The sequence below is a fragment of the Frigoribacterium sp. PvP032 genome, assembly GCF_017833035.1.
Classification (GTDB): Bacteria; Actinomycetota; Actinomycetes; order Actinomycetales; family Microbacteriaceae; genus Frigoribacterium.
The window spans coordinates 1,404,712-1,427,702 of the sequence record NZ_JAFIBM010000001.1; the positions used below are offsets into that span (position 1 = coordinate 1,404,712).

Genomic DNA, 22,991 nt, shown 5'->3' on the forward strand with positions numbered 1-22,991 from the left:
AGGGGGGATCAGTACAGCGACCCCGCGTCGAGGAACATCGTGTTGCCCACCGAGTCCTCGTAGATCTCGAACTTGAGCTGGCTGTGGGCCGACTTCGTCGGCAGCGCCACCTCCACGCGCGTCCACGAGCCTGTCGTCGTGAACGACGTGCTCGCCGCCTCGGCTGTGCCGCCGAGGCCCCACAGCGCCAGTCGGCCCGAGAAGGGCGTTGCCGTGCCGCTGCGGACGTAGATGACGGCCGTGTAGGTCTCGCCGGGTGCCGTCTGCCGGGCCACCGTCTGCGAGAGCGAGGTGCCTGCGGTCGTGGTGTTGGTCGCCGCGAAGTGCGTTCCCGACGCCGGGTCCACGCCGCTGGTGGCCTTCGTGTAGGCGGCGAAGTTCATCCCTCGTCCGCTCGTCGACCAGCCGGCGGTCTGGCCGCCCTCGAACCCGGGGCTCGCGAGCAGCTGCTTGCTGATGCTGCCGTTGTCGAGCCACAGCGTCTGCCCGTTCGCGGTCTTCATGTAGACCTCGAGCTTCAGCGACTTGGGCGTGACGTTCGACGTCCCCAGGGCGACCTGGAACTTCTGCCAGCTCGACCCGACCGTGAAGTCGGACTGCCCGACGATGTTGCGCGACCCGCCGAGGCCCCAGAGGGCGAACGTGCCCTTGTAGGGCGTGTTCGACGTCGATCTGAGCCACACCGTAGCCGTCCAGGTCTGGTCCGGCGCTGCCTGCACCGCCACCTCCTGGGCGAAGCTGCGACCGGCGACCGGCGTGTTCGCGGCCGCGAACCACGACCCGGCCTGGGCGAGCGAGGGGTCGTTGTAGACCTGGCGGTTGATGAAGCCGTTGCCGGGCGTCCACGCCCCGAACGAGCCGCGCTCGAACGACGGGTCGATCATGACGTTCTGCTGCTCCGGCGCCCGGCCGAACGCGAGCGAGGTCGTGTCCATCCAGAGGTCCGAGCCGGTGGTCCCCATGTAGACGTCGAGGCGGATGGTGCTGTGCGAGCTCGCGCGGACGGGCAGCGAGACCTGCACCTGGGTCCACGTCTGGCCGACGGTGAACGACTTCTCGGCCACCTCCTGGGTGCCGCCGAGGCCCCAGACCACGACCTTCCCCTTGAACGCCGCCGCCGCCCCGGAGCGCAGCCACACCGTCGCGGTCGCCTGCTCGCCCACGTTGGTGGTCCGCTGGACGTCCTGGGTGACGGCCCGGCTGCCGACGCTCGTGTTCGTGGCGAGGAAGTAGTTGCCCGACTGTGCCTGGCCGGCGTTGTTGACGGCGACGCGGTTGATGAAGCCGTTGCTCCACTGCCAGCCGGCCACCGAGCCTCCCTCGAAGGAGGGGGACTGCAGGTAGTTCGAGGGGCTGCCGAACCAGTCGGTGAAGTACAGGTAGAAGTTGCGGTTGCCGTAGGCGCTGCAGGAGTCTCCCGTGCCGTACCCGGCGTTCAGGGCCGCCTGGTTGGGCGTGTACGGGGTGTAGATGTAGAGGTTGGCCGTCGCCTGGTTGGCGATGGCCACGCTCTTCGTGCCGCAGCCCGGGTTGTTCGCCTGGTAGAGGATGTTGCTCGTGCGGCCCGGCTGGTAGCTCCACGACGAGCTGGTCTTCGTGTAGCGCTGGAACTGGTGCGCCGCGTTGTAGACCTGGTTCGCGAAGCCGTAGTAGCGGGTGTCGCACGCCGCCGTGTCGGGGCAGCCGTAGCCCATCGCGATCCGGTAGGCGCTCGCCGAGGGGGCCGTCGAGTTCACGAGGCCCTGCTCCTTCTGCAGCATCACCAGCAGCACCTGCGGGTTGATGCCGCAGGCCTGGCCGATGCGCACGATCGCGGAGGCGGCGGTCTCGTTCGAGCTCCCGCCGAGCGCTGCGCAGTAGGCGTCGGCGGCGCGGGCGGGCGTCGCCGAGCGGTAGTCCTTCAGGCAGGCCTGGCCGTTGCTGCCCTTGCAGGTGACCACCCGGGAGTTGAGGAACGCCTGCACGCCCTCGGCCGTCATGGCAGCCGCGTTGTAGAAGGCGGCGTCGCTGATGATGTTGCCGGCGTTGAAGTTGCGGGCGTCCGCCGTCGAGGCGGCCTCCGCGGACTCGGCGGCCTGCGCGGGCGCCTCCTGCACGAGGCTCGTGACCCCGGTCAGGAGGCCGGCCGCGACGGCCACGGAGGTGGCCAGGGCGATGAAGCGGGAGTGTCGTCTCATGGGATGGTGACCTCGTAGTCGGAGAGGGTGCCGGCCGCGGTGGGCGACGCGTACGCGACGCTCACCGTCCACGTCCCGGCGCTGAAGGAGGGGCTCGACAGAGCCATGGAGCCGCAGTCGGTGCTCGACGCGGAGGGCAGGGCCGTGAACGACCCGGAGACCGTCGTCGCGCCCTTGCTGACGGTCAGGGTGCAGGCGCCGCCCTGCTCGACGACCTCGGGGACGGTGGCCCCGACCGTCAGGGTGCTGCTGGCCGCGGTCCACTGGTCGAAGGTGACGAACGGCGTGGCCGAGACGGGCGTCGTGCCCGGCGCCGGCGCCGCCGGTGCCTCGGTGGTCGGCTGGCCGGGGCCCACCGGCGCGGCGGGCGTGGGCTCGGCGGATCCGCCAGGGGCAGGCTCTGACGGGTCCGCCTCCGACGGGTCCGCGGACGGCTCGGCCGAGGCCGTCGGCGTGCTGTCGGGCGTGCTGCTCGGGCTGGCCGCGGCGCTCGTGGTGGGGGACACGGACGGCGGCGCGTCCGGGCCTCCGTCGGAGGCCGCGAAGGCCACGGCGGTGACGATCCCGCCCACGACGACGACGCCCCCGACGATGCTCCACGTGATGATGGAGGCTCTCTTCATGTGATCACTCGTTCCGGCGCGGACCCTGCTCCGAGCCTTTGGGTTAGACGATATGCTAACGGCGCGTCAGGCCGGGCAGGGCGTTCTCGGCCGATCCGCCTCGTCCCTTTCGGGGGACAAGAGCAGTCACGGGGACGCCGTCGCGGTGCCGCCGACGCAGGCGACGTGCAGGCACGACCTCGGAGGATGCAGTCATGGAACAACACCGGACGGACGCGGAACGCGACCTCGACGAACTGCGCGACGCCGTGCTCGACGACTGGCTGACGGTCACCTCCAACGTCACCGACGCCCTGCAGGCGATCCAGCAGACCGTGTCGTGGCGGGTCACCCGCCCGCTACGCACCGCGAAGCTCTTCTCGAAGAAGGCCAAGGAGGTGGGGGTCGTTCCCGCCGGTCGGCTCGCGGCCGTCGAGGTGGCCCGTCGACTGGCTCGCCGATGACCAGCATCGTCCCGATCGACCGTGACGTCGTCGGCGACGAGGTCGACGGCCTGCGGAGCGCGCTCGTCGGCCGCCTCGCCGTCGTCGCCGACGCGCTCGGCGTCGAGGTCGGGGGACTCAGCCCCTCGGCGACGCTGGACGCCCTCGCCCGCTCGGCCCGCGCCTCCTCGTCGCCTCGTGACCGGTGGCTGCTCTACGTCGGGCTGACGGGGACGTTCCCGTCGGTCGCCGAGATGGGCAAGCTGACGCGCGCCCTGCTGCTGTCCACCCCTGCCACGGCCCTCATCGGGGTGCTGCAGTCGACGCTCGACGTGCAGTCGCGCACCCACTCGGGCCTCCGCACCATCGAGCTCGTGCGCGACACGGTGCTGGTCGACGTCGACTTCTGCGCCAAGTACGAGCACAACACGGGCATCCAGCGCGTCGTCCGGCACACGGTGCCCGAGTGGCAGGACGACCCCTCGCGCACGCACCGCCTCGTCGCCTGGAACCAGGACAGCACGGGCTACCGCGAGCTCACCGACCTGCAGCGCGACCGCGTGCTGCACTGGAACGACCGCCGTCTGCCGAAGGCCGACGACCCCGTGCTGACCGACGCCGAGCTCGCGGTCGAGCACGTGCTCGTGCCCTGGGACTCCGTGCTGCTCGTCGCCGAGGTGCCGGCGTTCCACGTCTGCGACACGCTCACGTCGATCGCGCGGTACTCCGGCAACCAGGTCGACCTGATCGGGTACGACGCGATCCCGCTCGTGATGGCCGACACCCTGCCGAACGCCGAGTCCGAGCGATTCGCCCACTACCTCACGCTCGTCAAGCACTCCCGCCGGGTGCACGGCATCAGCGAGTCGGCCTCGAACGAGTTCCGCGGCTTCGTCAGCGCCCTGCCGAGCCAGGGGCTGACCGGTCCCGAGGTCGTCACGACGAGCCTCGCGACCGAGGTCTCGGCGGTGGCCAGGGCCGCCGCCGGCCGCGTGGCTCCCGACCCGGCAGCCGATCCCGTGGTCCTGTGCGTGGGCAGCCACGAGCCCCGCAAGAACCAGGACGCCGTGCTCTTCGCCGCCGAGCTGCTGCACCGCGAGGGCCACCGGTTCCGCATCGTCTTCGTCGGCGGCGGCAGCCGCACCGCCACCCTGCACTTCGACAAGCGGGTCACGGCGCTGTCCAAGCTGGGCATGCGCGTCGAGTCCCACCGCCGCCTGGGCGACGACGACCTCTGGGCCCTGTTCGGGCAGGCCCGCTTCAGCGTCTTCGTCTCGCTGCACGAGGGCTTCGGCCTGCCGGTGGCCGAGTCCCTCGCGCTCGGGGCGCCGGTCGTGACGAGCGACTTCGGCAGCCTGGACGAGATCGCCCGCGTCGGCGGCTGCCTGCAGGTCGACCCTCGGGACGACACCGCCATCGTCGACGCGATGCGCCGCCTCCTCACCGACGACGCCCTGCACGCGTCCCTCGTCGCGGACATCGCGAGACAACGACCGAAGACCTGGCGTGCCTACGCCGACGAGATCTGGCAGGGGGTGGCGGCGTGATCACGCGACCCGTCCACGACCAGGGGCTCCGGCTCGCCGCCCGCACCGCCTCCTCGGCGTCGGTCGACTGGGAGGCCCTCTCGGGTGCCCGGCTGATCGAGGCGCTCTCCCGCGACCTGGGCGAGCCGAGCCACCGGCTCTCGTACCTGCTGCTGTCCGTGCTCGAGCGGCGCGTGCCGCTCGCGGCCGCGGTCGTCGACTTCACCCGGCAGTGGCGCATCGAGGGCCTCGTGCAGCCGCTGACCGCGGAGTACGCGAAGTTCTCGCGCTCGCTGCCCCGCCGCGCCCGTCCGCTGGCGATCGTCGGCGGCGTCGTCGTCGACGTCACGGACACCAGCCGCAGCCGCTTCACGACGGGCATCCAGCGCGTCGCCCGGGAGACGGTCACACGCTGGACGAGGGACGCCGAGCTGACGCTCGCGGCCTGGGACCCGGCAGGCCGGACGCTGCACGGCCTCACGGACGACGAGACGTCTCGCGTCCTGCTCGCCGACGCCGGCACGGTGGCTCCCGTCCCGGCGGGCGCAGTGCTGATCCCCTTCGATGCGACTTTCGTGCTCCCCGAGATCACGGTCGCGGCGGCCAGGACGGCGTCGCTCCGCTCGGTCGTCCGGTTCGGGGCACGGCGATCGGCGGCCATCGGCTTCGACTGCATCCCCGTGACCACGTCCGAGACGAGCGGGCCCGGCATGCCCGGCGCGTTCTCCGAGTACCTCGCGATGCTGTCGCTGGTCGACGTCGTCGCGCCGATCTCGAGCGCGGCCGCCACGGAGTACGGCGGCTGGGCGGCCATGCTGCCGGGCGCCGGCCTCACGCCGCCCCGCATCGAGACCGTCGGCCTGCCGAGCCAGGTGGGCAGCGTCGACGACGCGACCGTCGCCAGGGTCCGGGCGCAGCTCGGCCTGACGGGCACCCCGGTGGTGCTCTCCGTGGGCAGCCACGAGCCTCGCAAGAACCACCTCAACCTGCTGGTCGCGGCCGAGCTGAACTGGCGACGGGGCCACGAGTTCGCCCTCGTCCTCGTCGGCGGCAACGCGTGGGGCGACGGCGAGTTCCAGGCGATGGTCTCGACGCTCCGTCGCAAGGGCAGGCCGGTCACGATGCTCTCGGGCGTCGACGACGACACCGTGTGGAGCCTCTACCGGTCAGCGCGGTGCACCGTCTTCTGCAGCGTGAACGAGGGCTTCGGCCTCCCGGTCGTCGAGTCGCTGGTCAGCTCGGTGCCCGTCGTCACGAGCGACTTCGGCAGCATGCGCGAGCTGGGCGAGGGCCACGGCGCCCTGGTCGTCGACCCTCACGACCCGACGGCGATGTCCGACGCGATCGAGCGGCTCCTGACCGACGACGAGCTGCACGCCGAGCTGGTCGCGCTCAGCGACTCGCTGCCCCGACCGAGCTGGGACGACTACGCGGCGCGGCTCTGGGCCCTCGTGGCCGGGGCGACCGCGGTCGAGGCGTCAGCCACGGCGGAAGCGCGCTGACACGCGCGAGCGGACCTGGTCCGTGAGCGTCGTCGACTCCAGCTCGTCGATCCGCAGCTTCATCGCGTGGGTGAGCTGGAGCGACTCGTGGTGGGTGTGCTGCAGGTCGGCGAAGCGGTGTGCGAGCGTCTCCTCCGCCTCCTCGGCCCGGCGGGCACGCTCGAGCAGCCACGCCACGTAGGAGGCGGCCACGGCAGGGTGGGGGGCCTCGGCCTCGTCGTCGGGCAGGACGACGGGGGCAGGAGGACGGACCTCGGTCAGCTGGCCGAGCGGCGCGTCCGGCTCGGGCGCCGCGGCGAGGGTCGAGGCCCAGCGCTCGGCGAAGAGGGAGCCGTTGCGCCGGCCGAGGAAGGCGCGGTAGTCGGGCACGCTGCCCGTCGACGTGCCCGACTCGTGCTGGACGACGGCCGCGGGCTCGACGACCACCAGGCCGCCTGCGAGCCGCAGTCGCAGCTGCAGGTCCACGTCCTCGTAGTAGGCGGGGGTGAAGAGGTCGTCGAACCCGTCGGCCGCGTCGAACGCGGCCCGGTCGACCCAGAGCGCCGCCGCCGAGCAGTAGTCGACGGGGCGGCTGACGAGCAGGCCGTCCCGTCGCGCGTCGCCGAGCGTGGCGCCCGCCCCCAGCTGGACGGTGCCGGCATCCCGTCGGAGGCGGCTGCCGGCCTCCTGGACGACCTCGTGCTGGTCGACGAGCAGGCTGCCGACGGCCACGGGGGAGTCGGCCTGGTCGGCACGCGTCGCGAGGGCGGCGAGCCAGGCGGGGCGCGGCAGCGCGTCGTCGTTCAGGAACACCAGGGCCGAGCCCGACGCGGCCGCGGCGCCCGCGTCGCAGCCCGCGCCGAAGCCGGCGTTCGCGGCCAGGCGGACCCGCACCAGCCCGGGGACGTCGTCGAGTGCCCGCCCGATCTCGGGCCGGGCGCCGTTCTCGACGACGACGACCTCGAACTCGGGGGCGTCGACCTGGGCGGCCAGGGCGTCCAGGCAGAGCACGAGCTCGTCGACGAGCTTCCAGGCCAGCACGACGACCGACACGCGAGGGGCAGTCATCGGAGGCCCGCCTGGAGCGAGAGGAGGGTGCGGTGGATGCCGGCGGGAAGGGGCGTCAGCATCCTCCGGTCGATCTCGGGCCAGACGACCGAGCCGAAGCGGAGGTCGGGCGCCTGCACCGAGGCCGTGAAGTGGCTGCCCATCACGATGCGCGGCTTCCTCTTGACGATGCGCTGCAGCTCGCTGATCAGCGAGCCGATGGTCACGCCCTGCTGCGACGCCATCACCTTGAGCACGACCGTGCCCGCGGGCAGGGCGGCAGCCCGGTCGACCGCCTCGACGGTCATCGCGGCGGCGTCGTCGACGAAGAGGTAGTCGCGGATGGTGTCGATCGGCACGTAGATGGACGAGGGGCGGCCCTGCAGGTGCGCGAGGCACAGCTGCGAGACGAGGCCCTGGGCCTTGCGCAGGTCCTGTCCGGGGCCGTAGAGGTTCGAGTAGCGGCCGATCACGACGGGCACGCCGGTCTTCGCCGACCAGTCGCGGAAGAGGGTCTCGACGGCGAGCTTGCTCCAGCCGTAGGGCGCGAGGGGACGCGCCTCGGTCGTCTCGTCGAACGGCGTGCCGGTCGAGCCGGCGAAGGTCCCGCCGGCGGACGAGGCGACGAAGACCGACCCGCGGGAGGCGCGGGCCGGGTCGGCCGCGATCGCCGCGCCCACCTCGGACAGCACCCTGGCGATCACCGAGCGCTCCTCGGCGAGGGCGTCGGCACCGCTGGCGACGACGCCGGCGCCCGCGACCCAGACGAGCGACCAGGGCGCGCCGTCGACCAGGAGGTCGCGCACGAGGGACGAGAGCACGCTGACGGAGGCGGCGGGATCGTGCCACGGCACCCGGGCTCGCGCCACGTCGCGGCCGTCCGCCTCGAGAGCCGCGACGACGGCCCCTCCGAGGAGGCCGCCGGCCCCGACGACGAGGTGGCGACGCCGCGCCCTCGCGGTCAGGTCGACTGGGGCGGTCACGTCAGGAGTCGGTGGATCGACGCCGACCGAGGGGGCCGCGTCCTGGGTCGCTGACGATCAGGTAGGAGGGGCGGCCCATCGCCATGTTGACCGCGACGCCGATGTACTCGGCGACGACCCCGAGGGAGAAGAGGATGGCGCCGGTCGACAGCAGCACGACGACGATGGTCGACGACCAGCCGGCAGCAAGCTGCGTCCCGGCGATGGCGGAGATGACCACGTAGACGGCGAAGAGCAGGCCGATCACCGCGAGGGCGATGCCGAGCACGCTGACGATGCGGAGCCCGCGGGTGCCCGAGGTGAGGACCATCTTCCAGAAGTGGGAGAGCAGCTTGCGCAGCGAGTACCCGCTCGCCCGGCCCCCCTCCTCGCGCAGCTCGACGGGGCTCGTGGTGATGCGTCGCGTGATCCAGCCGATGGCGACGTCGAGGTAGACGCCAGAGCCGGCGTAGGCGGAGACGCTGCGCCCGACGTCGCCGAGGACGAGCCGGTAGCTCTGGAACTGCGACGCGTCGCCCCCGCCCATGACCGTCCGCAGGACCACCTTCGCGCCCTTCGAGGCCGCGTTGCGGAAGGGGCCGTGCGGCGCCGCGTTGGTGGGCTTCGCGTAGACGAGGGCGGCCTGCTCGCGCATGGCCGTGTCGAGCATGGAGTCGAGGTAGGCCGGGTCGTGCTGGCCGTCCTCGTCGATGGTGGCGATCCAGTCGCCGCCGGTGGAGGCCATGCCGGCGAGCGTCGCCGCGTGCTGGCCGAAGTTGCGGCTCAGCCAGACGCCGCGCACGAGGGCGTGCCGGCTCTCGAGGTCGCGGATGACCTGGTCGGAGGCGTCGGGCCCGTTGTCGTGCACGAGCAGCACCTCGGTGATCTGCCGCAGGTGGCCGCCCGGCGTCAGTCGCTCGGAGGCCAGGGCCAGGATCTCGTCGACCAGCGCCGGCAGGGTGGTCTCGCCCTGGTAGACGGGGATGACGACCGAGATGCGGTGCGCGGGCGAGACAGGAGGTTCGGCGGGTCTCGACACGGGACGTGACACTACCACGGCGGGGTCGGCCGATCCGGGCACCCTGAACGTGCCGGTGAGGCCGTCCCCGTGCACGTCGCGGGGGCTCACGCGGGCACCCGCCACAGCGTGATCGTGCCCGTGATGCCGGGCAGCTCGAAGTCCGCCGACTCGACGCGCTCCAGCTGGGCGCCGTAGGCGGACTCCCAGTTCACGGTGCAGGCGCTGTCGGTCAGCACCCAGCGCACGTTCGCCTGTCGCAGGTGCTCGAGGTCGAGCACGCCGGCCGTCCGGTCCGCCGACACCTGGTCGATCGACGCGCGGTCCGCGGGCCACGCCATGCCCAGGTTGTAGTTCACGACGGGCACTCCCGCGGCGATCTTCAGCTGCATCGGCTCGATGCAGGGGTCGCCGACGAGCAGGCCCGTGGCGTCGCCCGAGCCGCCCGGCGTGTCCTCGATCGACCTGGTCGCCGCGGTCATCGCCTGGTCGCGGGTCGTGTTGTAGTCGATGAGCTGGTGGTACTCGTCGTCCTGGGTGAAGCGGACGAAGTCGACGGCGGACACGGCCGCGAGCACGACGCACGCCGTCACGACGCCGCCCACCGCGCGCCGGGCGAGGGGAGCGAGCGAGGGGCCGTCGACCAGCAGCTCTCGCAGCACCAGCGCCCCGACCGGGAGGATCGTCATGCAGACGAGGACGAAGACGTCGAGCCAGAACCTGTAGGGCTCCTGGTTCGCGCCCCAGATGTCGTTCGAGGCCGCGAGGAACCAGGCCGCCAGGACGCCCACGGGGTAGGCGACCCAGAAGGGCCGGCGTCGGGCGACGCCCGCGGCGGCGATGCCGAGCAGGGGCAGCCAGAGGGCGGCCGAGCCCACGACGCCGTGCCAGTCGACGCCGAGGTTCGCGCTCGAGGCGACCCGGTACGTGAGGAACGGGTCGCCCGAGGCGACGCCTCCGAGGGTCGCGGTCAGCTGGGGAGCCGCGGCCGCGAGGGCCACCACGCCGTAGACCGCGAGGAGCCCGCGACTGCGGACGAGGGCGACGACGAGCCCTGGCAGCGTCGGCAGGAGCCCGAACACGAGGGTCACGAGGGGACCGGCGGAGTCGGCGATGCCGGGGCCGAGGACGAAGACGGCGACGATCGCCACGCCAGAGAGGATCCACAGCCAGCGTCGGCCGATCACGACCAGCCAGTACGCCGCGAGGACGAAGGCGACGAGGTAGATCGTGACGAGGAACGAGTACGTCTGAATGTTCGCCATCAGGCCGATCATCCCGGCCGCGACGACGGACAGGGCCACCCGCGCTCCCGTCGCGCGGACATGCGTCCAGGCGACCAGGAGCAGCAGGAGCGCCGCCCCGCCCAGGCACAGGGAGACCGTCTCGCCGTTGATGGTGAAGAGGGTGCCGAAGGCTCCCCAGAGCACGGCGTGCGCGTCCAGCCTCTGGAACCACCCGTCGGGCGAGCCCATGAACGAGGAGAAGGTGCCGACGACGAACGGCAGGGGGGCGAGGAGACCCGCCCAGAGCCGCCCCGACAGGAGGACGAGGACGAGGGCGAGGACGGCGACGAAGACCAGCTGCACCGTGATGCCGGCGACGGCCCACGCCTGCAGCGGGTCGAGCCCCGTCAGGCGTGAGATGTGCCCCAGCGTGACGTACCAGAGGTGCGGGTAGTTGTTCACGCCCGTCTCGGTGAACGGCTCGAGGGCGTCGGACTTTCCCTCGGCCGTGTTGACGACCATGGACATGTACGACAGCTGGTCGTACGGGAAGTAGTCGCGGAACGAGCTCCAGGCGAAGTCGGGCCGAGTGAGGAGCACGCCTGCCTGCAGCCAGAGGTGCGCGAGGGCGGCCACGATGGCGACGGCGACGGCCAGGGCGGCGCGGACCGGGCCCCGCGCGACGCGTGCCCGCACGGTCGTGAGCCAGGGCCGGGACCCGGGCGGGGGAGGCGCGACGGTCGTCACGGGGTCAGGTCCAATCTCTCGACGTCGTCCTGCAGGACCGCGACGTGGTCGATGCCGATCGCGAGCGAGGTGGGCAGCGTGGTGGCGCCTCCGTCGTCCGAGCCCGCCAGCGTGACGTGCGTGGTCCCCGGCGCGAAGTCCCAGGGGAGGTCGACGTCGACCTTCGCGTCCGAGACGGGCACGACGGTGCGGGTGCCGTCCGGCGTGGTCAGCACGACCGCGTCCACCTGGGCCTGCGTCGTCAGCTCGAGACGGAGGGCGCCGCGGACGGTCTCGTCGCGGTCGTTCTGCACGTCGACGCTGTTGACGGTGTTGTCGCCCCCGACGGTCGGGTCGGTGCTGCCGGGCGACGCCACCAGGGGCTGCTCGATCGCCTCGCGGAGATCGTCGAGCTCGGCGCGGGGCAGGTCGGTCGCCGCGTCACGGAGGCCCTGCGGGACGGTGAAGAGGACCCACCGGCCGTCGTCCGAGGTGAGCACGGGCACGCCGAGGGCGTCCTCGAGGCCCGACTCGAGCTCCGAGCCCCGGTCGAGGAGCCCGTCCCGGTCGACCAGCACGCCGTCGAAGCCGAGGACGGCGACCTGGTCGGCGACCGACGCCGGGTCGTAGTCCTGTGCCGCCGCAGGCCATTCCGCGGCCGTGCGCCCCTTGATGCCGGCGCCCGACCACCGGACCGTCGTCGTGTGCAGGTAGGGGATGAGGATCTCGGCGTAGTCGAGGCCCGTCTTGAAGTCGTGGCCGGTCGACTGGCTCGCCTCCGGGAAGTCCGAGTACGGCAGCTGGAGCACCTGGCCCCCGTCTCCCACCTCGTCCTGCACCTGCGCGAAGAAGGCGGAGCGAGCAGCCCAGGTCGCGTCGAGCTCCGCGTAGTCGGGGACGACCTCGGCGCTGGTCTGGTCCCAGGTGCCGCCGGCGAGGAGGACGGCCCCGACGGCGAGGGTCGCGGTGGCCGGCGCGAGTCGCAGGTGCGGCCGCCACGTGACGACGCGGGCCACGGCGGCGTCGAGCGCGAGGCCGAGGCCCGCGAGCGAGAGGAGGGCGATCACGATCGACATCCGGTTCGCGCCGCGCAGCGAGCTCGTCACGAAGGAGAAGAGGCTGGAGAGCCCGCCGAAGGTGCCGAACAGGAACGCCACGAGCGCGAGCCCGGCCATGAGGCGGATCGTCCTGAACCGCTCCGCGTTCGCCGGCGTCGAGCCGGCCACCGGGCGCCGTCGCCCCAGCAGCGAGGACACGGCCACCACGACGAGCAGCACGAACCCGGCCGCCGCGACCGCGCCGAGCACGGGGGTCTCCGAGCGGTAGGGGAAGTAGTCGTCGTAGTAGTCGCGGAGGTTGGCGAGGAACTGCACGCGGTGCCCCGGCATCGGCAACAGCAGCTGGGTCAGCTTGAGCGAGTAGTACTCGGTCTCGACCGGCGTCCGGACCAGCGCGCCGCCGTCCGAGCCGTTGCGCCACGACCAGAGCACGTCGGGCAGCATGTTGGCGACCGCGGTCACGACGACCACGAGGCCGGCGACCACCGCACCCGCCAGGCGGCGCCAGTCGCGCACGCGCCACCACGAGGCCACGCCCACGAGCGCGATGAACACGACGGTGAAGAAGCCGTAGTAGGTGGCGCCCGTCACGACGAGGGCCAAGGAGGCGGCGACCGCGGCCCCGCGCCCGGTCAGGACCGCGAGCACCGGGTTGCGCACGCCGGCCCGACGCAGCCAGAGCGGCTGCCCGGTCGCGATCAGGTGCACGACCCAGAAGGCCAGCGGCAGGGTGAAGTAGGTCGACAGCGCGAGGTGGTTCTCGTTGCGGATGAAGTGGTACGGCGCGAGGGCGAAGAGCACCGCGAGCACCACCGACAGGACCCGGGACATGCCGATCCGGAGGAAGAAGAAGGTCGCGGTCAGCGCGATGAGGACGAAGCCCAGCACGTACCAGACGTTCAGGGCGACAGCCCAGTCGCCGAGCACCGCGGAGAAGACCCGCGCGGCCATGAACTGCAGGTTGTCGGCCGTCGGGAAGTCGTGGTAGTGCTGCCCGAACGGGGCGCCGAGGAGGGGCTGCGACTCGTACCAGCCGGTCTCGGAGACCGTCTTGAAGTGGGCCGAGACGGCGAGGGCGTCGTTGCGGTCGAAGAACGGCACGGCCCAGTCGGCGCGCCACAGCTTCATCGCGAAGACGACGCCCGCCGCGGCGAGGACGCCCGCAGCGAGGTAGGCGGTGCCCCACCAGTCGGCGGCCCGCCGCGCCGCGCCGCGCTGCTCGACCTCGGTGGTCGGGCGCTGCCCGGCCCTCGTCGTCGTCGATCCGCGGGGCGCCGCCATCAGCGCCGGCCCGAGGCGCGCTCGCCGGCCTGCATCCGGCGACGGAGGACCAGGTAGACGAGGCGACGCGACTGCGCGGCCAGGCGCGCCCGCAGGTCGCCGAGGCGACGGTCGGCCGCGCTCACGACCTCGGGGTGCTCGCGGTGCAGCTCGGCGTGGTAGCCGCGTGCCTGACGGGACTGCTCGGCCGACAGCGCCACGCTCCACTGCGTCGAGCTCAGGCGGAAGCCGCCGGCCAGCCCGGGGACGGCGACGAGGTCGCCCCGCAGCAGCGTGCGGCAGTAGCTGGCCTGGTCGATCAGGTACGGGAACGCCGGGTACCAGCCGCCGGCCTCGACGAGCGCCGATCGGCGGAAGGTCACGCAGAAGGGCTCGCCGAAGACGTTCGTCCCCGCGCGCACGGTGGCGCGGACGGCCTCGGCGCCGGGGACGAGCCGACGGCCCCAGTCCTTGCCCCGGCGGCGCAGGACCGTGGCGCCCGAGGCGTCGATCAGCGAGCGCGGCGACGACGCGACGACGGCGGTCGGCTGCTCGTCGAGGGCCTCGACGTGGTCGCGCAGCGTGCCGGGGTGCAGCACGTCGTCGCCGGGCACGAGTCGCAGGTACTCGCCGGTGGCGGCGTCGGTCACGCGCGTCCAGTTCGCGGGGGCGCCGCCTCCTGCGGGGGTCTGCAGCAGCGTGACGCGCGGGTCGTCGGCGTACGCCTGCAGCCGCTGCCAGGTGTCGTCGGTCGACGAGTGGTCGGCGACGACGAGCTCGAAGTCGTCGTAGTCCTGGGAGAGCACGGAGCGCACCGTGTCGTCGATGAAGTCGGCGTTGTTGAAGGACGGGATGACGACGGTGAGACGGGGGGACATGCACGCTGCTCTCTGGCTCGATCAGTGAGTCAGTGTACTGGCGGCTCCGGAGCGGGACGGGCAGCCTCGCGCGGGCTGTCGGGACGATGTGTGATGATGATTCGTCGCCTGCCGGGCGACGTCGTCGCCCCGGCGACGGGACTGTCGCCGCGGAAGGCGCGAGGCATGGAGATCCGTGAGTACTGAATCCGAGGCGCGCGTCCAGCGCATCGCGACCCTTCCCTTCGAGAAGGCCGGCGCCGCGAGCGGCGGCCTCATCTCGGGCGTCGTCCCTGCGGTGCGCGACATCTGGGGGCACCGGGCGCTGCTCGACCTGCTGATCCGCCGCGAGCTGAAGGCCCGCTACAAGGACAGCGCGCTGGGCTTCGTGTGGAGCTTCATCCGGCCGCTCACCATGCTCGCGATCTACTACTTCGCCGTCGGCCAGGTGCTCGGCGCCGCCCGCTCCGTCCCGCAGTTCGCCATCTACGTCTTCGCCGGCCTCACGCTGTGGGGCCTCTACAACGAGATCATCGCGGGCGGCACGACGTCCATCCTCGCGAACGCCGGGCTGATCAAGAAGGTCTACGTCCCCCGTGAGCTGTTCCCGCTGGCCTCGCTCGGGTCGGCGCTCTTCAACTTCGTCGTCCAGTTCGCGGTGCTGCTCGCCGCGGTGCTCGTGCTCGGGCAGTTCCCCGTCTCGTGGGATCTGCTCTACATCCCGGTGGCCGTGGTGCTCACGGTGATCTACGGCCTCGCCTTCGCGCTCTTCCTGTCGGCCGTCAACGTGTACCTCCGTGACGTGCAGTACCTCGTCGAGGTCGCGCTGCTCATCCTGTTCTGGGCCTCGCCGATCGTCTACTCGTTCGGCATGGTCGTCGACCGGGCCGCCGCCCGCGGGCAGGAGTGGATCGTCACCCTGTACCAGCTGAACCCGATGACCGACATCATCCTCGCGTTCCAGAAGGGGATCTGGCGCGCGGGCAGCGAGACCTCCGTGCTGGACGACGGCACCGTCATCCCGCCGCAGCCGTTCCCTGCCGACCTCGACTTCCGCCTCCTCGTCATCGGCGTCGTGGGCCTCGTCCTGCTGCTCCTCGCCCAGCGGGTCTTCGCCCGCCTGCAGGGCAACTTCGCCCAGGAGATCTGAACCGTGAGCACTGCACCCACCCCGCCCGTCTCGGTCGTCACGATGACCGACGTCTCGAAGCGCTTCGTCATCCGCAAGGAGAAGTCGCTGAAGGAGCGGATCGTCAACCTCGCCAGGTCGAACAAGCACAAGGACGACTTCTGGGCGCTCCGCGACGTGTCGCTCGACATCGAGGCCGGCACGACCGTCGGGCTCATCGGGGCGAACGGCTCGGGCAAGAGCACGCTGCTGAAGGTCATCGGGGGCATCCTCCAGCCCACGACGGGCGAGGTGCGACGCCGAGGCCAGCTCGCGGCGCTGCTCGAGCTCGGGGCCGGGTTCCACCCCGACCTCACCGGGCGCGAGAACGTGTTCCTGAACGGCTCGATCCTCGGCCTCACGCAGCAGCAGATCACCGGCTTCTTCGACTCGATCGTCGAGTTCAGCGAGATCGGCGAGTTCATCGAGACGCAGGTCAAGTTCTACTCGTCGGGCATGTACGTCCGGCTCGCCTTCGCCATCGCCATCCACGTCGACCCCGACGTGCTGCTGGTCGACGAGGTCCTGGCCGTCGGCGACGAGCCGTTCCAGCGGAAGTGCCTGGACAAGATCGCCCAGTTCCAGCGGGAGGGGCGGACGATCGTCATCGTCACCCACGACCTCGGGACGGTCGAGAACCTGTGCGACCGGGCCGTCGTGCTGTCGCACGGCGCCGTGATCTTCGACGGCGACCCCGTCGAGGGCGTCGCGGCCCTCCGTCGGGATTTCTCGTAGCGTGACGGTGCCGGACGGGGCCGCTTCGAGCCCCGGCGGGCGCAGCCCGCTGATCGCCCTGGGCACCGGGACCGTCCTGCTGGGCGGGTGCAACTACCTCTACCTGGCCCTCGTCGGCAACATCGTGGGCGGGGTGGCGAGCGCGCCCGTCTCGGTGCTGTGGACCATGATGGCCGGCATCGCGGTCGGGCTGTTCCAGCCGGTCGAGCAGATGCTCTCGCGGGGCATCGCCCGTGCACGGGACGGGGGAGGGTCGACCAGGCCGATCGTCGTGCGGACGCTCTCGCTCGCCGGCGTCGTGCTGGCGGCGGCGCTCGTGCTGCTGCTCGTCCTCGCCGAGCCCGTCGGGCGCCTCCTCTTCTCCGGGCAGACGGAGTTCGTGTACCTCTTCGCCGTCGGCCTCGTCGCCTCGACGGCGCTGTTCGCCGTCCGCGGCTGGCTGGCCGGCACTGGCCGGTTCGGACGCTACGGGCTCGAGATGTCGCTCGAGGGCGTGCTCAAGGTGCTGGGCGTCCTGGCCCTGGCCGCGGGCGGGGCGACGGACCCGCGCCTCCTGGGCTCCGCACTGGTCGTGGCGCCGATCGTCGCGGCCGTGGTCGCGCTCGTCGGGGTGCGCCGGGGGGAGGCCGCGCCCGAGGCGCACGGCGTGCCGCCGACGCCCCGGTCCTCGGACCTGGCGGCCTACGCGGCGCTGACCACCGGGTCGCTCCTGCTCCAGCTGTTCGTCAACGTCGGCGTGATCCTGGCGCAGGTCGCCGTGAGCGGGGAGGCCACCGCCTACACGGCGAGCCTCGTGGCCGCGCTCGCCGTCGCCCGTGTGCCGCTGTTCCTGTTCAACGCGGTCCAGTCCCTCATGCTGACGCGCTTCACCGTCGACGTGCAGCGGGCGCGCTTCTCCGCGCTCGTCCGGTCCCTGGCCGGGTGGAACGCCGCCGTGCTCGGGCTCGGCGTCGTCTGGGTCGTGCTCGTCTGGCTCACGGGCGCGCTCGTGGTGTCGTGGTTCGGCGACGGCTACGAGATCGCCACGGGAGACCTCGTCCTGCTCGCCGTGTCGTGCGTCCTGCAGATCGTGACCATGGTCGTGACCCAGGCCCTGCTGGCTCTCCACCGCGAACGGCTCGCCACGCTCGTCTGGCCCGTCGGCCTCGCCGTGCTCCTCGCGGTGTACCTGCTCTCGTCCGCCGACCTGGGCACGGCCGTCGCGGCCTCCATGGTGGCCGGCACCGCGACGACCGCCGTGGCCGCCGCGGCGCTGGCCGCGTGGTCCGTCCGCCGGGCGGCCGCGGCAGCGGCGGCGTCAGCGGCAGCGTCAGCGCCGGTCGGCCCCGGGGCGCGCCTCGAGCCGTGAGCGCCACGAACGCTTCCGCGCGGCGATGGTGGCCGTCGCAACGACGAACATGAGGGTGCCCTCGAAGAGGGCGTAGCTCTCGGCGATGGAGACGACGCCGATGAGCACCAGGACGACCGCGGGCCACACGTAGGCCACGATCGGGTGCGAGGAGGCGGTCGCCCACGCCCTGACGAAGGCCAGGCCGCCGGCGGCGACGAGCAGGAGCACGCCCACGAGCCCCACCTGGAACCACGTGTCGAAGAGCGCTCCGAGACCGGTCGCCGAGGGGCGGCCCGTCGGGGTGAGCAAGGTGGAGAAGGGGAAAACCTCGGTGGGCCACTGCCCGACGAAGCCCCAGCCCTGGAGCGAGTTGACCTCGATCAGCTGCCTGAGGCGACCCCAGAGGGCGATGCGGACGTCGACGTCGCCCGTCGCGTCCACAGCGGGGAAGATCCGCTCGCGGCTGAGCCAGGCGACCACGCCGCCGAGCGACACGAGCCCCGCCAGCACGCCCTGGATGACGGGGCGCCGGGCCGGGGGAGCCTTCCGCAACGACCGCAGCGCCAGACCGGCCACGACGAGGGCGAGGACCGCGGCGGCGGTGACCGGAGAACGCGAGAAGAGGACGCAGAGGGCGGCGAGCGTGCACGAGGCGAGCCCGAGGCCCTTGGCCACCGAGCGCGTGAGGTACTCGACCACGAAGGTGACGAGACCCAGCGCGGCGAGGAAGCCGAGGTAGTTCCTCGTGCCCGCGATCCCCTGGATGGGGCCGCCGAGGGCGAGGTCGCCCGCGATGCCGAGGAACCGGATGGGCTGGTCGATCAGCAGACCGCTGAGCACCTCGAGGGCCAGCGACGTCACCAGCAGGATGCGGAGGGCGTCGCCGGAGGCGCGGACGACCTGCACCAGGTCGCGCCCGAGCGCCAGGTACAGGCCGAGGGCGCCGAAGGCGGCGGCGTAGGCGACACCCCCGATGGTCGCCCAGGTGTAGTCGCTCCAGAGGACGGAGACGCCCCACCAGCCGAAGAGCGCGATGAGCGACACGGGCAGGATGCCGTGCCACTCGATGTGGTGGCGCTGGCCGAACAAGGAGCAGGCTGCGAGGGCGACGAGCGAGACCAGGACGCCGAGGGAACCTGGCCAGCCGATCAGCGCGCGGACGGCGTGGGCGGAGAAGGCGTACACGACGACGGCGACCGTGAGGGCCTGGCTGAAGTGCCCGCCCGCCGAGAACCCGATCCACGCCGAGACGTAGCGACGCAGGGGCTCGTGCGCGCCTCCCGGGGATCCCATCGGACCATCATGGCAGTCCGCACCTCCCGGGCCGGCCGGGCCGCCTGGGCTAGAGTCGTGCCGTGCTGCCCTCGAACGACCCAGACCACTCCGGCCGCGGAGCCCTCGTCATCATCCCGACCTACGACGAGGCCGAGAACATCGAGACCATCGTCGGTCGTCTCCTGGCCGCCGTGCCCGAGGCGCACGTGCTCGTCGTCGACGACGCGAGCCCGGACGGCACCGGCGACATCGTCGAGCGGATGGCCGCAGCCGACGAGCGCGTCCACGTCGAGCACCGGACCGGCAAGCTCGGCCTCGGCGCCGCGTACGTGTTCGGCTTCGGCTGGGGCCTGCAGCGCGACTACGAGTTCCTCGTCGAGATGGACGCCGACGGGTCGCACCCGCCAGAGCGGCTCCCCGCGATGCTCGCCCGTGTCGCCCTGCGGGCACCGGACGCACCGTCCCTGGCCATCGGCTCCCGCTGGGTGCCGGGGGGCAGCGTGGTCAACTGGCCGCTGAGCCGGCAGATCCTGAGCCGCGGGGGCAACACCTACGCGCGCGTCGTCCTCGGCCTCTCCCTCAAGGACGTCACCGCGGGCTTCCGTGCGTACCGTGCCGAGACCGTCCGGGCGATGGACCTCACCGACATCGACTCCAAGGGCTACTGCTTCCAGGTCGACATGACCCTGCGCGTGCTCGACCAGGGCAGGCGAGTCGTGGAGGTGCCCATCGAGTTCCGAGAGCGCGAGCGCGGCGAGTCCAAGATGAGCCAGGCGATCGTCGTCGAGGCCATGCTCCGGGTGACGCAGTGGGGCGTCGGCCGCCGGCTCGCCGCGCTCCGAGGGGCCCTCGGCCGCTAGTCCGACGCCGACGCCGACGGGCCGTCGACCTCGAACAGGAGGTACCGGCCGTCGGTCGAGGCCACCTCCGCGTCGGCGTCGCCCGTCGCTGCCTCGACGAAGGGGCGCCAGCCGTCAGGGGCGTCGCTGTAGCCAGCCGTGTCGACCAGCACGGCGCAGGCCCCCGTCTCGTCCACGGTCTCTGCGAACGAGCGCGCGCCCCGCACGTCGGCCCAGACGTCCCAGCCCGTGGTGCCGCGGACCGACCCGTAGCTCCACTCGAGCTGGCCGGGCGTCGAGTAGAGGTACGGCAGGGCCTCGTCGTAGTCGTTCAGCTGGCCGATCTTGCCGCTGTCGGGGAAGCTCTTCAGCGGCAGCTGCACGACGCCGCATCCGTCGGGCAGCGCCTTCTCGGCCGCCTGGACGAAGACGGAGGTCTGCGTGCCGTCGGTGGGCCTGATCGGGTAGGCCTGGTCGACCCCGGTCACCTGGTCGGGCACGGCGACCGCGACGACCGCGACCACGGCGGCGAGCTTGAGGCCGGCCTTCTTCGGCACGGCGTCGACGAGCAAGGCGACCGCGGCCAGGCCGAAGAGGATCAGGAAGATGCTCAGCCTGCTCCAGGCGCGGATCTGCGGCCCGATGACGAGCGCCACGAACACCCCGAGCCCGGACACGATGTAGAACGCGAAGGTCCACGCCGTCGCGAAGGCGAGCACGCGGACCTGCGGCCGGGTGACGAAGCGCCCCACGGCGGTGGCCTGGAGGCCGCGCCCCGACGTGGCGGTGGTGACGAACACCACGGCGAAGAGCAGGACGATGCCGATCGAGGCGATCAGGGGCGCCCCGGGTGGCTCGGTCGTCGAGATCGCGTTCCCCTTGCCGTACTCGGCGGCGAACTCGTCGAAGAAGGTCAGGTCCGAGCCCGCCCACGGCGTGAGCAGGGTGATGAGCTTGCCCGCGTAGTACTCCGACTCGCCGACGAGCCGGTCGTTGACGTACGGCGCGTACCGCTCGCCGAAGCCCAGCCCCAGGACGACCAGGGCCGCGCCGACGGACGCGGCGAGCGACCCGAACGCGAGGGTGGGCCACGCGAGCTGCCTGACGCCCTCTCGCCGGACCAGCACGGCCACGACGCGGGCAGCCCAGGTCCCTGCGACCACGATGGCGGCGAAGACGAAGTAGTAGGCCCCCGTGGTGGCGATCAGGAGGCTCAGCAGCACGATCGGCGTGCCGTGCGACAGCCCGCGGGCCAGCGGCGACGCGAAGCGCGCGCCCCATCGCCGGAACGGATCCGTCGACGGACCGGCCGCGACCAGGACGAGGATGCCGGCCAGCGGGATCGCCCAGTAGGCGGCGAGGAACGCGTGTCCGGCGGCCACGCGGAAGAAGTGGTACGGCGCCACGCTGAAGAGCACGGCGAACAGGATCGCGACCGCCGGCCGGACGCGCACCGCCCTGAGGAACGCGTACCCGGTCACGGCGGTCGCCGCGAAGGTGAGGAGGTAGTAGAGGTTCAGCATCAGCAGGCCGCCGTCGAGCACGGTCGCCATGGCGGCCATGACCAGCGCCGAGGCGACGTCCACCTGGCTGCTGAAGAAGACGTTCAGGCCGTCCGGGAACCCGAGTGCCGGGTTGTCGGCGAAGGAGAACGACTGGGTCGCCGAGGTGAAGAGCGTGTAGTGCAGGATCGCGTCGTCACCGCCGGCCTGCCAGCGCTGCGAGAGGTCCGCCGGGCTGATCTTGAGGGCGACGATCGCGACGGCGACGCTGATCACCGCCGCCGCGGCCGCCGCGGCCAGGTCGGTGAGGCGGCGACGGGCGGGCGAGGGTGTGGCGGAGGACATCCGCTCGACCTTATCGAGCGTCTGGCCCCTCGCCGGTCGCCACACGCGGGGGCGGCCGGTCGCGATCCGTCCAGCCGTAGGCGTCGCGCCGGGTCACGACGATGACGATCACGAAGATCGCCCAGCCCCACTCGACGATGAGCCGCGACTCGGTCAGGCCGTGGACGAGCAGGAGGGTCAGCAGCAGCACGGGCAGCAGGTCGAGCGCGGACCACGCGGCCTCGCGCCCCACGCCGAGGACGCGGCGGTCGGTCGCCCACGACCACGCCCGCAGCAGCACGCCGACGACCACGAGCAGGAACAGCACGAGGCCGACCCAGCCGAGCTGGAACCAGACGTCGAGGTACGCGTCGTGCGCCTGCAGGTAGACGACGCCGTTGCGCTCGGCGAGGTCGATGAACGGCTCGGAGATGGGGATCCAGTAGCTGACCCAGCCCCAGCCGACGACGGGGTGCTGCACCCCGAGGTCGAGCACCGCAGCCCAGATGTCGGTGCGGCCGGTCAGGTCGCCGCTCCGGCCTGCGATGGCGAGCAGCGGCTCGCGCGCGAGCACGAGCAGCCCCGCGGCGAGCAGCGCCAGCGCGGCGGCGGCGCCGTAGACCCGCGGACGCCTCTCGACGGGAGTCACTCGCAGCTTGGTGACCAGCAGGAGCACCAGGGCCACGGCCACGGCGCACACCAGGGTGGTGGCCGACCGCGTGAGCAGGAGGGCGAGCACGGCGGCGGCGATGCCGACCCGGCCGGCGTTCTTCGTCACCTGCCGGGCCGAGAGCTGCACCGCCGTCACGACGAGGGCGAGCAGCGCGAGCACGGCCAGGATGTTGCTGTTGCCCTGCAGCCCCTGGATGCGGCCCCCGGTGAACAGCTCGGCGCGTGACCAGAAGAAGGCGTCGGGCACGTCGCCGGAGCAGTCGGTGTAGACGGTGCAGACGGGCTGGCGGACGAACACGCCGACGACGAGCTCGAACAGCAGCGAGAGCCCGACGTGCAGCCGCAGCGCTCGCCCCAGGGCGATCACGATCGACGGCCAGGGCAGCGACGACGTGACGGCGACGGCCCCGAGGGTCGTCGCCAGGGTCGCGACGATGCCGATGGCCGAGGCGGCCGGGTACTGCGACCAGGCCAGCGAGACGACGGCGAAGGCCAGCCAGAGCACGAGGAGGCGCGGCAGCGTCCGCACCCGCGGCGGGTGCCGCGCGACGACGACCGCCGCCGCGATCACCATGACGCCGCAGACCACGCCCCAGCCCCAGAAGCTCGTCGCGTTGCGCAGCACGTCGCCGCCGAGGAGGACGAGGAAGACGAGCGTGGCGAAGAGCGTGCGAGCACGCTCGGGAGGCGCCGGCGCGGCACGGCGAGCGGGGAGCGTCGTCGTCATGCGGACCAGGCTAGACGACGGCGCGCCCCCGCCGGG

Annotated in this window: 17 protein-coding genes and 1 pseudogene; 7 read left to right on the forward strand and 11 right to left on the reverse strand. The window is 72.3% G+C overall.

Going from position 1 to position 22,991, the window contains the following annotated elements; all coding sequences use genetic code 11:
* Window positions 1-8: 8 nt before the first annotated feature.
* Together JOE35_RS06495 and JOE35_RS06500 are read right to left on the reverse strand one after the other, a co-directional pair.
* Entirely contained in the window at window positions 9-2,177 is a 2,169-nt protein-coding gene (locus JOE35_RS06495) for a carbohydrate binding domain-containing protein (protein WP_209560404.1), read from the reverse strand.
* Window positions 2,174-2,800: a hypothetical protein gene (locus tag JOE35_RS06500; protein WP_209560405.1), complete on the reverse strand. Its 627-nt coding sequence runs from the start codon at window positions 2,798-2,800 to the stop codon at window positions 2,174-2,176. The genes JOE35_RS06495 and JOE35_RS06500 overlap by 4 nt, the downstream gene beginning before the upstream one ends.
* 194 nt (window positions 2,801-2,994) lie before the next feature.
* Here JOE35_RS06500 and JOE35_RS06505 point away from each other — a divergent pair, with 194 nt between their 5' ends.
* Genes JOE35_RS06505 through JOE35_RS16065 form a run of 3 tightly spaced genes read left to right on the forward strand, consistent with a single transcriptional unit; the run spans window position 2,995 to window position 6,250 of the window.
* A complete protein-coding gene (locus JOE35_RS06505) occupies window positions 2,995-3,243 on the forward strand; it encodes a hypothetical protein (protein WP_209560406.1) in 249 nt (82 codons plus the stop codon).
* Window positions 3,240-4,769, forward strand: coding sequence for a glycosyltransferase (locus JOE35_RS06510; protein WP_209560407.1), 1,530 nt, complete (start codon window positions 3,240-3,242; stop codon window positions 4,767-4,769). Before JOE35_RS06505 ends, JOE35_RS06510 begins: the two co-directional genes overlap by 4 nt.
* Window positions 4,766-6,250 carry a glycosyltransferase gene (locus tag JOE35_RS16065; RefSeq protein WP_209560408.1) on the forward strand — a complete coding sequence of 495 codons (1,485 nt, stop codon included), beginning with the start codon at window positions 4,766-4,768 and terminating at the stop codon, window positions 6,248-6,250. The genes JOE35_RS06510 and JOE35_RS16065 overlap by 4 nt, the downstream gene beginning before the upstream one ends.
* On the opposite strand, the gene JOE35_RS06520 is transcribed toward JOE35_RS16065, so the two are convergent.
* The 6 genes from JOE35_RS06520 to JOE35_RS06545 form a co-directional block, all read right to left on the reverse strand.
* The gene (locus JOE35_RS06520) at window positions 6,227-7,297 is read right to left on the reverse strand and encodes a glycosyltransferase family 2 protein (RefSeq protein WP_209560409.1); all 1,071 of its coding nucleotides are present in this window, start codon (window positions 7,295-7,297) and stop codon (window positions 6,227-6,229) included. The two genes, JOE35_RS16065 and JOE35_RS06520, sit on opposite strands and share 24 nt — an antisense overlap.
* Complete coding sequence (locus JOE35_RS06525; RefSeq protein ID WP_209560410.1) at window positions 7,294-8,259, reverse strand: NAD-dependent epimerase/dehydratase family protein; 966 nt, start codon at window positions 8,257-8,259, stop codon at window positions 7,294-7,296. Before JOE35_RS06525 ends, JOE35_RS06520 begins: the two co-directional genes overlap by 4 nt.
* A gap of 1 nt (window position 8,260) precedes the next feature.
* Window positions 8,261-9,277 carry a glycosyltransferase gene (locus JOE35_RS06530; RefSeq protein ID WP_307802969.1) on the reverse strand — a complete coding sequence of 339 codons (1,017 nt, stop codon included), beginning with the start codon at window positions 9,275-9,277 and terminating at the stop codon, window positions 8,261-8,263.
* A gap of 86 nt (window positions 9,278-9,363) precedes the next feature.
* Window positions 9,364-11,229: a hypothetical protein gene (locus JOE35_RS06535; RefSeq protein WP_209560411.1), complete on the reverse strand. Its 1,866-nt coding sequence runs from the start codon at window positions 11,227-11,229 to the stop codon at window positions 9,364-9,366.
* Window positions 11,226-13,547, reverse strand: coding sequence for a hypothetical protein (locus JOE35_RS06540; protein WP_209560412.1), 2,322 nt, complete (start codon window positions 13,545-13,547; stop codon window positions 11,226-11,228). The genes JOE35_RS06535 and JOE35_RS06540 overlap by 4 nt, the downstream gene beginning before the upstream one ends.
* The gene (locus JOE35_RS06545) at window positions 13,547-14,404 is read right to left on the reverse strand and encodes a glycosyltransferase family 2 protein (protein ID WP_209560413.1); all 858 of its coding nucleotides are present in this window, start codon (window positions 14,402-14,404) and stop codon (window positions 13,547-13,549) included. Before JOE35_RS06545 ends, JOE35_RS06540 begins: the two co-directional genes overlap by 1 nt.
* Before the next feature lie 175 nt (window positions 14,405-14,579).
* On the opposite strand from JOE35_RS06545, the gene JOE35_RS06550 reads away from it, so the two are divergent.
* From JOE35_RS06550 to JOE35_RS06560, 3 genes and pseudogenes are all read left to right on the forward strand, one after another.
* Window positions 14,580-15,533: an ABC transporter permease gene (locus JOE35_RS06550; RefSeq protein WP_209560414.1), complete on the forward strand. Its 954-nt coding sequence runs from the start codon at window positions 14,580-14,582 to the stop codon at window positions 15,531-15,533.
* 42 nt (window positions 15,534-15,575) lie between these two features.
* A pseudogene (locus JOE35_RS06555) lies at window positions 15,576-16,271 on the forward strand (ABC transporter ATP-binding protein); the annotation flags it as partial.
* 22 nt (window positions 16,272-16,293) lie between these two features.
* Entirely contained in the window at window positions 16,294-17,634 is a 1,341-nt protein-coding gene (locus JOE35_RS06560) for a hypothetical protein (RefSeq protein ID WP_209560415.1), read from the forward strand.
* Here the strand turns inward: JOE35_RS06560 and JOE35_RS06565 are convergent.
* A complete protein-coding gene (locus JOE35_RS06565; RefSeq protein ID WP_209560416.1) occupies window positions 17,596-18,909 on the reverse strand; it encodes an exopolysaccharide production protein in 1,314 nt (437 codons plus the stop codon). The two genes, JOE35_RS06560 and JOE35_RS06565, sit on opposite strands and share 39 nt — an antisense overlap.
* Before the next feature lie 62 nt (window positions 18,910-18,971).
* On the opposite strand from JOE35_RS06565, the gene JOE35_RS06570 reads away from it, so the two are divergent.
* Window positions 18,972-19,751, forward strand: a complete 780-nt coding sequence (locus JOE35_RS06570) for a polyprenol monophosphomannose synthase (RefSeq protein WP_307802970.1) — start codon at window positions 18,972-18,974, stop codon at window positions 19,749-19,751.
* Here JOE35_RS06570 and JOE35_RS06575 read toward each other — a convergent pair.
* Together JOE35_RS06575 and JOE35_RS06580 are read right to left on the reverse strand one after the other, a co-directional pair.
* Window positions 19,748-21,577 carry a hypothetical protein gene (locus JOE35_RS06575; RefSeq protein ID WP_209560417.1) on the reverse strand — a complete coding sequence of 610 codons (1,830 nt, stop codon included), beginning with the start codon at window positions 21,575-21,577 and terminating at the stop codon, window positions 19,748-19,750. The genes JOE35_RS06570 and JOE35_RS06575 overlap by 4 nt on opposite strands.
* 10 nt (window positions 21,578-21,587) lie before the next feature.
* A complete protein-coding gene (locus JOE35_RS06580; RefSeq protein WP_209560418.1) occupies window positions 21,588-22,955 on the reverse strand; it encodes an O-antigen ligase in 1,368 nt (455 codons plus the stop codon).
* Between the last annotated feature and the right edge of the window lie 36 nt (window positions 22,956-22,991).